This window comes from Streptomyces sp. NPDC046859, from assembly GCF_040645135.1.
Classification (GTDB): Bacteria; Actinomycetota; Actinomycetes; order Streptomycetales; family Streptomycetaceae; genus Streptomyces.
Genome location: NZ_JBEYXR010000007.1, coordinates 175,374 through 187,792, shown reverse-complemented (window position 1 = coordinate 187,792; position 12,419 = coordinate 175,374). Strand labels below are relative to the sequence as shown.

Genomic DNA, 12,419 nt, shown 5'->3' with positions numbered 1-12,419 from the left:
TAGCTAGTCTAATTAATGCAAGCTACATCTATATCTCCTGGTCCACGCGTCCCGTCCGGACGGGTGATCGTCCTTGACGTGACGCGGAAGGGGTAGGACCGTGGGGCCCTATGAGGGGCGAACCCAGTTGCCCGAAGTGTGGTGGCCGGGTCAGGGCTCCCGGACTCTTCGCCGACACCTGGCAGTGCGACGTGCACGGCACCGTGTATCCGGTGCAGCCCGTGATCCCGCCCAGCGTCGAGGCGCTCGGCGTGGTCGTGCACCGCACGCGGGTGCCCGTGTGGATGCCGTGGCCGCTGCCGATCGGGTGGCTGTTCACCGGCGTCGCCGGCGCGGGCGACGACCGCAGCGGCGGACGCGCGAGCGCCGTGGCCTGTTCCGGACCCGGACCGCTCGGCGGCCCCGGCGAGCTGATCCTGGTCGCCGAGGAGCTCGGCGTCGGACTCGGCGCCCGTTACGCCGGGATCGACGGACCCGACCCTGGGCCGTACATCGACGTCGAGAAGCCGCCGCAGGCCAAGGTCCTCGCCACCGGCCGCCCGACCCCGCTGTGGCATGTCTCCGGCACCCCCGACGACCGTGCCGTCTTCGCCGGCGAGGCCCTCGGGGTGTGGCTGTGGGCGATCATGTGGCCCGAGCAGTCCGGGCTGCTGATGTACGACGAACTGGTGCTGACCGATCTGCGGGACGCCGGGGCCGAGGTGGAACTGGTGCCCTGCGGGGCGCTGTCCCCGCGCCTGCTCGAGCCGTAGCGGCCGTGCCCCGTGTAGGGGGCGCCGGGGCTGTACGGGTGTGACAGGCGGGTCAGGAAATACGGCTATCCTTGTGCGGTCCCTTCCGTGCCGTCCTGACTGGAGTCCGCGTCGTGCGTATCGACCTGCACACCCACTCCACCGCGTCCGACGGCACGGACACGCCCGCCGAGCTGGTGCGTCACGCCGCCGAGGCCGGGCTGGACGTCGTGGCGCTCACCGACCACGACACGACCCGTGGGTACGCCGAGGCGATCACCGCGCTGCCGGAGGGGCTCACGCTCGTCACCGGCGCCGAGCTGTCCTGCCGTGTCGACGGCATCAGCATGCATCTGCTGGCCTACCTCTTCGACCCCGAGGAGCCCGCCCTGCTCGCCGAGCGCGAGCTGGTGCGCGACGACCGGGTGCCCCGCGCCAAGAGCATGGTCGCCAAGCTGAACGCGCTGGGCGTCCCCGTCACCTGGGAGCAGGTGAGCCGGATCGCCGGCGGCGGCTCGGTCGGCCGCCCGCACGTCGCCTCCGCGCTCGTCGAGCTCGGCGTCGTGGCGAGCGTGGACGACGCCTTCACCCAGGACTGGCTGGCCGACGGCGGCCGGGCCCATGTGCAGAAGCACGAGACGGACCCCTTCGAGGCCGTCCGGCTGGTCAAGGCCGCCGGGGGCGTCACCGTCTTCGCCCACCCCGCCGCGAGCAAGCGCGGCCGTACGGTCCCGGAGTCCACGATCGCCGAGCTGGCCGCGGCCGGCCTCGACGGGATCGAGGTCGACCACATGGACCACGACCCCGGCACCCGCGTGCGGCTGCGCGGGCTCGCCCAGGAGCTCGGCCTGCTGACGACCGGTTCGAGCGACTACCACGGCAGCCGCAAGACCTGCGTCCTCGGCGAGTTCACCACCGACCCCGAGGTGTACGGCGAGATCACGCGGCGGGCGACCGGCGCGTTCCCCGTCCCCGGTACCGGCGGAGTCTGAGAACCCTCACCCGTCCGTCCGATCCACCCGGCGCCGTCCGCCGTGCCCACCCGTCCGCCCCGCGGGCGACCGGTCACGGCGGCACGCCCCTGCGCAAGGCACAGCTCATCCCATGTTCGACGTCGCCGTCTTCGGCTCGCTCTTCCTCACCCTCTTCGTGATCATGGATCCCCCCGGGATCACCCCGATCTTTCTCGCCCTCACCGCCGGCCGGCCCGCCAAGGTGCAACGGCGGATGGCCTTCCAGGCCGTCTGCGTGGCGGGCGGTGTGATCGCGGTCTTCGGGCTCCTAGGTCACCAGATCCTCGACTACCTGCACGTCTCCGTGCCGGCGCTGATGATCGCGGGCGGCCTGCTGCTCCTGCTCATCGCGCTCGACCTGCTCACCGGCAAGACGGACGAGCCGCAGCAGACGAAGGACGTGAACGTCGCCCTCGTCCCGCTCGGCATGCCGCTGCTGGCCGGGCCGGGCGCGATCGTCTCCGTGATCCTCGCCGTGCAGAAGGCCGACACCGTCGGCACCCAGGTGTCGGTGTGGACGGCGATCCTCGTCATCCACGTGGTGCTGTGGCTCGTGATGCGGTACTCGCTGCTGATCATCCGGGTCATCAAGGACGGGGGAGTGGTCCTGGTGACGCGGCTCGCGGGCATGATGCTGTCCGCGATCGCCGTCCAGCAGATCATCAACGGCGTCACGCAGGTGATCCGGGGGAGCTGAGCCCCCTGGGCAGACCAAAGGGCCCCGTACGGCGTCGTGCCGTACGGGGCCCAGAAGCTTCGTCGACGATCCGCGTTACGAGGCCGAGGTCTCGGCCGGGCGGATCCAGAGTCGCTGCCCTATGGCGGCAGCTTGCTGAACGATCCGGTTGACGGAGGCGGCGTCTACGACAGTGCTGTCCACGGGCGTGCCGTCGAACTCGTCGAGTCGCATGATCTCGAAGCGCATGGCTTCTCCCTTCGTCTGGTCATCCTCCTGAGGAGAACATCTGGTGGAGGGCCCCGCGAGCCATGGCGCTCCCGGTTCCATAGGTATGCAACAGGCCGCGTGTTACAAACATTCCCTACGCTAAAGAAATTTTTCGAACAGCTAACTACTGACCGGTAAGGGATCGAAGAACGATCAAGCAGAGACCGACCGGTATCGGTTGTGTTCGCAGCGTGACCGCCGGGACAATGGAGTCGATGAACGACGACCTGGCGGCGCTGGCCGCCCGCATCGACCACACGAACGAGCTGCTGCTGCGCATGCTCGCCGAGGTGGCGAAGACGCCCTCCACTCATGCGATCTTCGTCGACGCGGGCTACCTCTACGCCGCCGCCGGCCGCCTGGTCGCCGGCACGGAGGACCGCAGGGCCTTCGACCTGGACGCCGAGGGCCTGATCGAGGCGCTCATCGACCGCGCCCGCACGATCTTCGCCGACAGCAGGCTGCTGCGCGTGTACTGGTACGACGGCGCCCGGCGCCGCATCCACACCGCGGAACAGCAGTCGATCGCCGAACTCCCCGACGTCAAGGTGCGCCTGGGCAACCTCAACGCCAACAACCAGCAGAAGGGCGTCGATTCCCTGATCAGGAGCGACCTGGAGTCCCTGGCCCGGCACCGCGCCATCAGCGACGCGGCCCTCCTCGGCGGCGACGAGGACCTCGTGTCGGCGGTCGAGGCGGCCCAGGGGTACGGGGCGCGCGTCCACCTGTGGGGCATCGAGGCGCCGGAGGGCCGCAACCAGGCCGAGCCGCTGCTCTGGGAGGTCGACAGCCAGCGCACCCTCGACCTCGACTTCTTCAAGCCGTACGTCTCCCGGCGCACCGCCGCCGCCCACGAGGCCGCGGCCGCCCGGCCCACCCGGGAGGACGTGCGGTTCGTCGGCGCCCAGATCGCGGCCAAGTGGCTCGCGGCACGTGGACGCGCGTCACTGGTCGAGCTGCTGCCCGGCCACCCGTACCTCCCGGGCTCCGTCGACCAGGACCTGCTCGTCGAGGCGGAGGGGCTGCTCCAGTACTCCCTGCGCGGCCAGGCCGACCTGCGCCGCGCGCTGCGCGACGGCTTCTGGGAGCACCTCCAGACGCAGTACTAGCCTCCGGTGACGCGGTCCCAGAAGTCGGCCGCGGCCTCGGCGGTCGGCAGGGGCCGGTCCGCGTTGGGGGAGTGCTCGGCGCCCGGGATCACCGTCCGGTGCGCGTGCAGCCGGGCGGCCATGTCGTCCAGGACGGAGACCGGCCAGGTGTCGTCGCTGGCCCCCGACAGGACGTGGAACGGCAGCGGCAGCGCGGCGAGTTCGTCCACGCGGTCCGGCTCCGCGCACAACTGACGTCCCGTCGCCAGGAGCTGCGCGGGCTTGGTGCCCAGCCAGCGGCGGCGCAGCAGATCCGGGCCGCCGATGCCGCGGGCCGGACCGCCGACCTCCTCGGGCGGTCCCATGGCGAGGATCGCCTCCCAGGTCTCGGCCATGGTCATCACCCCGAGCGCGTCCCGCAGCAGCTTCACACGCTGCTGCTGGGAGTCCGAGATCTGGGCGGGCCCCGAGGCCATCAGGGTCAGCGACCGGAAGGGCGTGTGGTCGAGGAGGACGGCCGCGCGGGCGATCTGGCCGCCCAGCGAGTGGCCGAACAGGTGCAGCGGGGTGTCCAGGGGGCCGAGGGCCGCCGCTTGGGCGAGCACGTCACGCGCCAACTCACCCCGCTCGTAGGCGGATTCGTCGTGCTCGGGCCCGTCCGACTCGTGCTGGCCCCGCCCGTCGACGGCCACCGTGCGATAGCCGCGCTCCGCGAGCGGCCCCTGCATGAGGGTGAAGTCCTCCTTGCTGCCGGTGAAGCCGGGCAGCAGCAGCGCGACCCCGCGGGGCCGCACCCCGGGCGCGACGGGGCAGTCGACGACGGCGAAGGCACCGCGGCCGGTGCGCAGCGGGTAGGCGCGGGAGCCTGGAGGCGGGGTGTAGACGGGTTCGGTGCTCACGAGGGGGAGGGTAGCCGGTGCGCCTCCGGGCGTCCGCCGCACGGGCGCCCGGGAACGCCGACGGCCCGGCCCCCCTTTCGGTGGGGCCGGGCCGTCGGCGTGATGCGGGTCAGCTCTCCGCGGACTCCTCGGCGGCTGCCGCGGCCTTGCGGGCGCGGCGCACCTTCGGCTTCGCCTCGGCGGCCGTCTCCACGGTCTCCTCGGCTGCCGCGGCCTTGCGCGTACGACGGCGGGGCGCCGCCGGCTCCTGCGTGGCCTGCGCCGGGATCTCGGCGGCCTCGGCGGTCGCCGCGGTCTTGCGGGTGCGGCGTGCCTTGGGCTTGGCCTCCGTCCCCTCGGCCGTGTCGACGGCTGCCTCGGTGGTCGCGGCGGTCTTCCGCGTCCGGCGCGGCTTGGCCTCGGCCGTCTCCGCCGTCTCGGCGGTCTTGCGGGTGCGGCGTGCCTTGGGCTTGGCCTCCGCCCCCTCGGCCGTGTCGACGGCCGCCTCGGCGGTCGCGGCGGCCTTGCGGGTCCGGCGCGGCTTGGCCTCCTCGGCGGCCTCGGGCTCCTGGGCCGTCTGCGCCGGGATCTCGGCGGCCTCGGCGGCCTCGGCGGCCGCCGCGGTCTTGCGGGTGCGGCGTGCCTTGGGCTTGGCCTCGGTGGCCTCGGCGGTGTCGAGGGCCGCCTCGGCGGTCGCGGTGGCCTTGCGGGTCCGGCGCGGCTTGGCCTCGGCCGTCTCGGCCGCGTCGGCCGCGTCGGCGGGGGCCTCGGCGGTCGCGGCGGTCTTCCGGGTGCGGCGGCGAGGGGCGGCCGCGGGAGCCTCCTCGGCCACCGGTGCCGGTGCGGCGGCGACCGGCTCGGACGCCTGCACGGCCTCCTCGGCGGCCTCGGCCACCGGCGCCGTCTGCGCCTCCACCGACTTGCGGGTGCGGCGGCGGCGCGGCTTCGCCCCGGTCTCCTCGGTGGTCGTCAGAGCCGGGCCCTCGGCCGTGGCGACGGCGGCATCCGCGTCCTGCGGAGCCGACTCGGCGACGACCGTCAGGGACGCTTCCGCCGGCGCTCCGCCGCGGGTGCGGCGACGGCGGCGGGGCGTGCGCGGCTCGGTCGCGGACTCCGCGGAGGCCGCCTCGTCCGGCGCACCGGTGGCGGCGGGCGCCTCCGGGGCGTCCAGCGCGGACCCGCCGCGCGTACGGCGACGGCGGCGGGGCGTGCGCGCCGGGCGCTCGCGCTCCGCGGTACGGGAGTCGTCCCGGCCGCCCCGGCCACCACGGCCACGGGCACCGCGGCCACCGGTCTCGCCGAGGTCCTCCAGTTCCTCCGCCGCCAGCCCGGCGCGCGTGCGCTCCGAGCGGGGCAGGACACCCTTGGTGCCGGCGGGGATGTTCAGGTCCTCGAAGAGGTGCGGAGAGGTGGAGTACGTCTCCGGCGGGTTGTTGAAGTCGAGTTCCAGCGCCTTGTTGATCAGCTGCCAGCGCGGGATGTCGTCCCAGTCGACGAGGGTGATCGCGATGCCCTTGGCGCCCGCGCGGCCGGTGCGGCCGATGCGGTGCAGGTACGTCTTCTCCTCTTCGGGGGACTGGTAGTTGATGACGTGCGTGACGCCCTCGACGTCGATGCCGCGCGCGGCGACGTCGGTGCAGACGAGGACGTCCACCTTGCCGTTGCGGAACGCGCGCAGCGCCTGCTCACGGGCTCCCTGGCCGAGGTCGCCGTGGACCGCGCCGGCCGCGAAGCCGCGCTGCTGGAGCTGGTCGGCGAGATCGGCCGCGGTGCGCTTGGTGCGGCAGAAGACCATGACCAGTCCCCGGCCGTCGGCCTGGAGGATGCGCGCGACCATCTCGGGCTTGTCCATGTTGTGCGCGCGGTAGATGAACTGCGCCGTGTTCGCGACCGTCTTGCCCTCGTCGTCCGGCGCGGTCGCGCGGATGTGGGTCGGCTGCGACATGTAGCGGCGCGCGAGCCCGATGACCGCACCCGGCATGGTCGCCGAGAACAGCATGGTCTGGCGCCGGGCCGGAAGGAGGTTGATGATCTTCTCGACGTCGGGCAGGAAGCCCAGGTCCAGCATCTCGTCGGCCTCGTCGAGGACGAGCGCCTTGACGTGCTTGAGGTCGAGCTTCTTCTGGCCCGCGAGGTCCAGGAGCCGGCCCGGGGTGCCGACGACGACGTCGACGCCCTTCTTCAGGGCCTCGACCTGGGGCTCGTAGGCGCGGCCGCCGTAGATGGCGAGGACGCGGACGTTGCGGACCTTGCCGGCGGTCAGCAGGTCGTTGGTGACCTGCGTGCACAGCTCGCGCGTGGGGACGACGACGAGCGCCTGCGGGGCGTCGGTGAGGGCGTCGGGACGGGCGCGGCCCGCCTCGACGTCGGCGGGGACGGTGACCCGCTCCAGGAGGGGGAGGCCGAAGCCCAGCGTCTTGCCGGTGCCGGTCTTCGCCTGGCCGATGACGTCCGTGCCGGTGAGGGCGACGGGAAGGGTCATCTCCTGGATGGGGAAGGGGGTGACGATGCCGACGGCCTCAAGGGCCTCGGCGGTCTCGGGAAGGATTCCGAGCTCTCGGAAAGTCGTAGTCAGGGTGCTGCCTCTTCTGTGTACGCGGTGCGAGGCGAGCGCGGGGGGTCTTGACGGACCGTGCCGGGGACGTCGGCTGCCGTACGGCGGGACCGTAAGGCACGGGACCACTGCCGACGCTCTAGCGCTCGTACCGCTGAGGGTGTCCCTCCGGTCGTCGTACGCATGGTGCCGCACGGCCGGGGAGGGCTGTCGGGTCGGAGCCGATCGGGCCACCGACCGGGCATCCTCATAACACGCGGCCCGTCGCGTACCTCAAGGTACTCAGCGGGCGCATTACCACCATACCCCGGAATCGCGCACATGCGATGGCCGAATTGGTCACGTAGTCGTCGTCACAGTGATTGACCAGGGACTTCCGTCACGCATCAAGCGGGCTATTGTGCGCTTCATGACGACGCCTGACAACACCTCTGACGCCGCGGACACCGCAAACACCCCCGTCGCACGCACCGGGGTCGCCGCCCAGGACTGGGCGAAGGCCTCCGCCGATCCCCAGTACCGGGCCGCCGTCGTCGACCTGCTCGGCGCGCTGGCCTACGGCGAGCTCGCGGCGTTCGAGCGGCTGGCGGAGGACGCGAAGCTGGCGCCGACGCTCGCGGATAAGGCGGAGCTGGCGAAGATGGCGTCGGCCGAGTTCCACCACTACGAGAAGCTGCGGGACCGGCTCGCCGAGATCGGCGTCGAGCCCACCGAGGCCATGGAGCCGTTCGTGGCCGCGCTGGACGGCTTCCACCGGCAGACGGCCCCCTCGGACTGGCTGGAGGGCCTCGTCAAGGCGTACGTCGGCGACTCGATCGCCAGCGACTTCTACCGGGAGGTCGCCGCCCGGCTCGACTCGGACACGCGCGGCCTGGTGCTGGCCGTGCTGGACGACACCGGCCACGCCGGGTTCGCGGTGGAGAAGGTGCGCGCGGCGATCGACGCCGACCCGCGCGTGGGCGGCCGTCTCGCGCTCTGGGCACGGCGGCTGATGGGCGAGGCGCTGTCGCAGTCGCAGCGGGTGGTCGCCGACCGGGACGCGCTGTCGACGATGCTCGTGGGCGGGGTCGCGGACGGGTTCGACCTCGCGGAGGTCGGCAAGATGTTCTCGCGGATCACCGAGGCGCACACCAAGCGGATGGCCGCGCTGGGCCTCGCGGCCTAGCCAGGGCCCGCGTACGCGTCACGCGCTCGGCGATCGCTCCCGCTCTAAGCGGTCGCCGAGTGGCGGCGCAGTCTGCCCGCGGGGCGCACCAGCAGGGAGAGCGAGGCGGTGGCGACGATCGCGGCGCCGGCCAGGATCACGGCGAGGTTGCCGAAGTCGAGCGCGGTGTGCGTGACGAAGGCGCCGAAGAGGGCGCCGCCGGCACCGGTCGACAGGACCAGCGAGCGGGCGGGCATGCGGTGCGGCAGGCGGCTGTACGCGGCCCACGCCAGGGCCAGGCCGAGGATCGCGGAGCTGAGCGCTTCCAAGAGCATGCTGGGGTCCCTCCCACATGGCCGACCTGCTCGAAACGGTCGTACCCCGTCATACCCCTGACCTGCGGAATACAATCCTCCTCTGTGAACGGCCTGTGCTCCGTCCGTGGAGAGGACCTGGAGGCGCCGCGGGGCGGCGGAGGAACGGGAGAGGGGCCCGGCGACGGTGGTCGCCGGGCCCCTCTCCGCACGCCTTGGCGGCGGCTGCCTCAGAGTGCGCCGAAGCCCACCTTGCGCGGAGCCGGCTCACCGAGCTCCACGTACGCGAGACGGTCGGCCGGGACGAGGACCTTGCGGCCGTGCTCGTCGACGAGGCTCAGCAGCTGAGACTTGCCGGCCAGCGCCTCGGACACCGCCCGCTCGACGTCCTCGGCACTCTGACCGCTCTCCAGAACGATCTCGCGGGGCGCGTGCTGCACGCCGATCTTGACCTCCACGGCTATGTCCCTCCGACGGTCAGTGAAGTGCGCGACCTTGCGCGCCGTACCCAGCACACATTAGCCCGGTGAGGGGATGTCCACGCTCCGCCGGGCCACGCCAGGAGCGAACAGCGGACGGGAACAAACGCGCACCACGCGCGCGTGCGGGCCGAAGGCGCCCCTACGCGCGCGGGGTGCGTGACGTCTGCTGCTCAGTGCGCGTCGGAGCCGTGCAGCGGGAAGCCGGCGATGCCGCGCCAGGCCAGCGACGTCAGCAGCTGGACGGCCTGGTCGCGCGGGACGCTGCGGTCGCTGTGCAGCCAGGAGCGGGCCACCACCTGCGCGAGACCGCCGAGGCCGGAGGCCAGCAGCATCGACTCCGCGCGCGAGAGCCCGGTGTCCTCGGCGATGACGTCGCAGATCGCCTCGGCGCATTCGTTCGTGACCTTGTCGACGCGCTCGCGCACGGCCGGCTCGTTGGTCAGGTCGGACTCGAAGACCAGCCGGAAGGCGCCGCCGTCGTCCTCGACGTACGCGAAGTAGGCGTCCATCGTGGCGCGCACGCGCTGCTTGTTGTCGGTGGTCGACGCGAGCGCGCTGCGCACCGACTGGATCAGGGACTCGCAGTGCTGGTCCAGGAGCGCGAGGTAGAGGTCGAGCTTGCCCGGGAAGTGCTGGTAGAGCACCGGCTTGCTGACGCCGGCGCGCTCGGCGATGTCGTCCATGGCGGCGGCGTGGTAGCCCTGCGCCACGAAGACTTCCTGGGCGGCGCCCAGCAGCTGGTTCCGTCGGGCACGGCGCGGCAGGCGCGTGCCCCGCGGGCGTGCCGCCTCTGTCTGCTCGATGGCTGTCACGCCGCCTCCCAAGATCGTCCACATGCGGTGTGCGCCGCGTGGCCATCGTACTTTTCGGTAACCCGGGTGTGCGCGGTGCGAGCGCAGAATTTCACGGACCGGACGGCGGCGAAAGCCGCGTAGAGGGTTTGAAACCGGGTCGCAATGGGCATGCGGCTCGCCTCTTTCCTGCTCAGCGGCCCTCTTCCCGCGCCCGGACAGGCCCTCGCCGGTCCCGGCGCTCCCGGGGTCGCCCGGTCAGCGATAGTCGTCCTCGTCGAGGGTGACGACGCGCGCCTGCTCGATCAGATCCGCCTCGTTGACCCAGTCCGGGTCCACCTCCGGCAGCGGGTCGTCGGGGTCCGGGGCGACGTCCGCCTTCTGCTCGGCCGCGTCGGCCGGCGGCGCCTCGACGTCGAACTCGTCGGCTTCCTCGGCGTCGTCGTGCACGAAGGTCTCGGGGTCGGTGGGATCGACGGCCATGGTGGGCTCCCTTTCCTAGAACGTCCCCGTGGGGGGTGCGGTGTCCCCGGGCGAGACTGGGGTCCGTGTCCGGGTGCCCTGCGTACGAGCCTAGGAGACACCCGATCCGGACGCTATGCGATCCGCGGGTCATCTGCGGGCGATCCGGGCGGTTTCCGGCCCCCTGCGCACAGGCCGGTCCACGTGGCCGGTTCCCGCCGTTCGCGCTGCCATGTACGCGTCGGCTTGTGACGGCGAACACAATGGCGAACGCATGAATCACCGCGTGATCGTCTCGTAACATTGCCGCATGTCTTCGACCGAGCCGCCGTCCGTGTCGGCCGCCCATGTGCTCCCCCAGGTGGCGACCGTCCGGGTCGCGGAGGGGGAGCGGCTGCGGTCGGTCGGGCTGCCCGGGGTCACGCTGACCGTGCGGTCGCGCCCGCCCGCGCGTGAAGGGCTGCCGCCCGCGCTGTACGTCCACGGGCTCGGCGGCTCCTCGCTCAACTGGTCGGCGCTCATGGAACAGCTCGACAGCGTCGTCGACTCCGAGGCCGTCGACCTGCCCGGCTTCGGCGACTCGCCGCCCCCGGACGACGGCGACTACTCCATCACCGCGCACGCACGCGCGGTGATCGGCTATCTGGAGGCGTCCGGCCGCGGCCCCGTACACCTCTTCGGCAACTCGCTCGGCGGCGCGGTCTCCACGCGCGTCGCCGCCGTCCGTCCGGACCTCGTCCGTACGCTCACCCTCGTGTCGCCCGCGCTACCGGAGCTCCGCGTCCAGCGCACCGCCGTGCCCACCGGGCTGCTGGCGGTGCCGGGGGTGACGGCGCTCTTCACGCGGTTCACCAGGAGGTGGACGGCGGAGCAGCGGGTCCGCGGGGTGCTGCAGCTCTGCTACGGCGAACCGGGACGGGTGACGCCGGAAGGCTTTCGCCATGCCGTCGAGGAGATGGAGCGGCGGCTCCAGCTGCCGTACTTCTGGGACGCGATGACGCGGTCCGCGCGCGGGCTCGTCAACGCCTACACCCTGGGCGGCCAGCACGCGCTGTGGCGGCAGGCCGAGCGGGTGCTGGCCCCGACCCTGCTCGTCTACGGCGGCAAGGACCAGCTCGTCGGCCACCGCATGTCCAGCAGGGCGGCCCGCGCCTTCCGCGACTCCCGGCTGCTGACCCTCCCGGAGGCCGGACACGTGGCGATGATGGAGTACCCGGAGGTCGTCGCCCGCGGCTTCCGCGACCTTCTCGCGCAGGCCGAGGGCCGCGAGCCCGACGCGGGGCCGCGCACGTCCGGCACCGACGCGGGTGCCCCGACCGAGAACGCGGGGAGCTGAGGCGCGGGTGGGACGCCACAGCCGGCGCGGCCTCGCCAAGCGCGACGCCACACAGACGGCACGACAGGACGACGGACAGGCGCCCCCCGAGCCGGGCGCGCCACAGCCCCGGCCCTCCGTACCGGGTCCCGGCCCCGCCCCGGGAACGCCGCCGCCCCCGCCCGGCCGCCAGGGGGGACACCCGGCGTACGGCGGACACCCCCGTCCGGCCGGCGCCACGCCGCCGCAGGGCCCCCCGCGGCTGCCCGACGGCACGCCCGCGCGCGGGGTGCCGATGTTCCCCGACGGGACACCCGCGCGCGGTGTCCCGCGTTTCGCCGACGGGACGCCGGCGAAGGGGGTTCCGAGGCTGTCCGACGGGACTCCCGCGCGGGGCGTCCCGCGTCTGCCGGAGGGCACTCCGGCCCGCGGTGTGCCCCGCTACGCCGACGGCACGCCCGCGCGCGGGGTGCCGATGTTCCCCGACGGGACTCCCGCACGGGGTGTCCCGCGTTTCGCCGACGGGACGCCGGCGAAGGGGGTTCCGAGGCTGTCCGACGGGACTCCCGCGGGGGGTGTCCCGCGTCTGCCGGAGGGCACTCCGGTCCGCGGTGTGCCCCGCTACGCCGACGGCACGCCCGCGCGCGGGGTGCCGATGTTCCCCGACGGGACTCCCGCACGGGGTGTCCCGCGTTTCGCCG

Annotated in this window: 13 protein-coding genes; 6 read left to right on the top strand and 7 right to left on the bottom strand. The window is 73.0% G+C overall.

The features are described 5' to 3' along the window. Nucleotides 1-110: 110 nt before the first annotated feature. From ABZ899_RS13160 to ABZ899_RS13150, 3 genes are all read left to right on the top strand, one after another. Nucleotides 111-752, top strand: coding sequence for a DUF6758 family protein (locus tag ABZ899_RS13160; protein ID WP_361344926.1), 642 nt, complete (start codon nucleotides 111-113; stop codon nucleotides 750-752). 113 nt (nucleotides 753-865) lie between these two features. Then, nucleotides 866-1,723 carry a PHP domain-containing protein gene (locus tag ABZ899_RS13155; RefSeq protein ID WP_361344925.1) on the top strand — a complete coding sequence of 286 codons (858 nt, stop codon included), beginning with the start codon at nucleotides 866-868 and terminating at the stop codon, nucleotides 1,721-1,723. Between the two features lie 112 nt (nucleotides 1,724-1,835). Then, the gene (locus ABZ899_RS13150) at nucleotides 1,836-2,441 is read left to right on the top strand and encodes a MarC family protein (protein ID WP_361344923.1); all 606 of its coding nucleotides are present in this window, start codon (nucleotides 1,836-1,838) and stop codon (nucleotides 2,439-2,441) included. Between the two features lie 75 nt (nucleotides 2,442-2,516). On the opposite strand, the gene ABZ899_RS13145 is transcribed toward ABZ899_RS13150, so the two are convergent. Further along, nucleotides 2,517-2,669, bottom strand: coding sequence for a hypothetical protein (locus tag ABZ899_RS13145; protein ID WP_361344921.1), 153 nt, complete (start codon nucleotides 2,667-2,669; stop codon nucleotides 2,517-2,519). 236 nt (nucleotides 2,670-2,905) lie between these two features. Here ABZ899_RS13145 and ABZ899_RS13140 point away from each other — a divergent pair, with 236 nt between their 5' ends. Continuing rightward, the gene (locus tag ABZ899_RS13140; protein ID WP_361344919.1) at nucleotides 2,906-3,799 is read left to right on the top strand and encodes an NYN domain-containing protein; all 894 of its coding nucleotides are present in this window, start codon (nucleotides 2,906-2,908) and stop codon (nucleotides 3,797-3,799) included. On the opposite strand, the gene ABZ899_RS13135 is transcribed toward ABZ899_RS13140, so the two are convergent. Then, on the bottom strand, nucleotides 3,796-4,677 hold the full coding sequence (locus tag ABZ899_RS13135; RefSeq protein WP_361344917.1) for an alpha/beta fold hydrolase: 882 nt from the start codon (nucleotides 4,675-4,677) through the stop codon (nucleotides 3,796-3,798). The two genes, ABZ899_RS13140 and ABZ899_RS13135, sit on opposite strands and share 4 nt — an antisense overlap. Nucleotides 4,678-4,786: 109 nt before the next feature. Further along, on the bottom strand, nucleotides 4,787-7,138 hold the full coding sequence (locus ABZ899_RS13130; protein ID WP_361344915.1) for a DEAD/DEAH box helicase: 2,352 nt from the start codon (nucleotides 7,136-7,138) through the stop codon (nucleotides 4,787-4,789). Between the two features lie 472 nt (nucleotides 7,139-7,610). On the opposite strand from ABZ899_RS13130, the gene ABZ899_RS13125 reads away from it, so the two are divergent. Further along, nucleotides 7,611-8,375, top strand: a complete 765-nt coding sequence (locus ABZ899_RS13125; protein WP_361345237.1) for a ferritin-like fold-containing protein — start codon at nucleotides 7,611-7,613, stop codon at nucleotides 8,373-8,375. 44 nt (nucleotides 8,376-8,419) lie between these two features. Here ABZ899_RS13125 and ABZ899_RS13120 read toward each other — a convergent pair whose 3' ends face one another. The 4 genes from ABZ899_RS13120 to ABZ899_RS13105 all read right to left on the bottom strand — a co-directional run bounded on the left by ABZ899_RS13120 (nucleotide 8,420) and on the right by ABZ899_RS13105 (nucleotide 10,424). Further along, on the bottom strand, nucleotides 8,420-8,689 hold the full coding sequence (locus tag ABZ899_RS13120; protein WP_361344913.1) for a hypothetical protein: 270 nt from the start codon (nucleotides 8,687-8,689) through the stop codon (nucleotides 8,420-8,422). A 209-nt stretch (nucleotides 8,690-8,898) separates the two neighbouring features. Then, nucleotides 8,899-9,126 (bottom strand): DUF3107 domain-containing protein, encoded by a 228-nt coding sequence (locus ABZ899_RS13115; RefSeq protein WP_062668721.1) that lies wholly within the window; start codon nucleotides 9,124-9,126, stop codon nucleotides 8,899-8,901. A 194-nt stretch (nucleotides 9,127-9,320) separates the two neighbouring features. Then, nucleotides 9,321-9,962 (bottom strand): TetR/AcrR family transcriptional regulator, encoded by a 642-nt coding sequence (locus tag ABZ899_RS13110; RefSeq protein WP_361344911.1) that lies wholly within the window; start codon nucleotides 9,960-9,962, stop codon nucleotides 9,321-9,323. A gap of 237 nt (nucleotides 9,963-10,199) precedes the next feature. After that, nucleotides 10,200-10,424, bottom strand: a complete 225-nt coding sequence (locus ABZ899_RS13105; RefSeq protein ID WP_361344909.1) for a hypothetical protein — start codon at nucleotides 10,422-10,424, stop codon at nucleotides 10,200-10,202. A 289-nt stretch (nucleotides 10,425-10,713) separates the two neighbouring features. Between ABZ899_RS13105 and ABZ899_RS13100 the strand changes: the two genes are divergently transcribed. Next, entirely contained in the window at nucleotides 10,714-11,739 is a 1,026-nt protein-coding gene (locus ABZ899_RS13100) for an alpha/beta hydrolase (protein ID WP_361344907.1), read from the top strand. The last annotated feature ends 680 nt before the right edge of the window (nucleotides 11,740-12,419 follow it).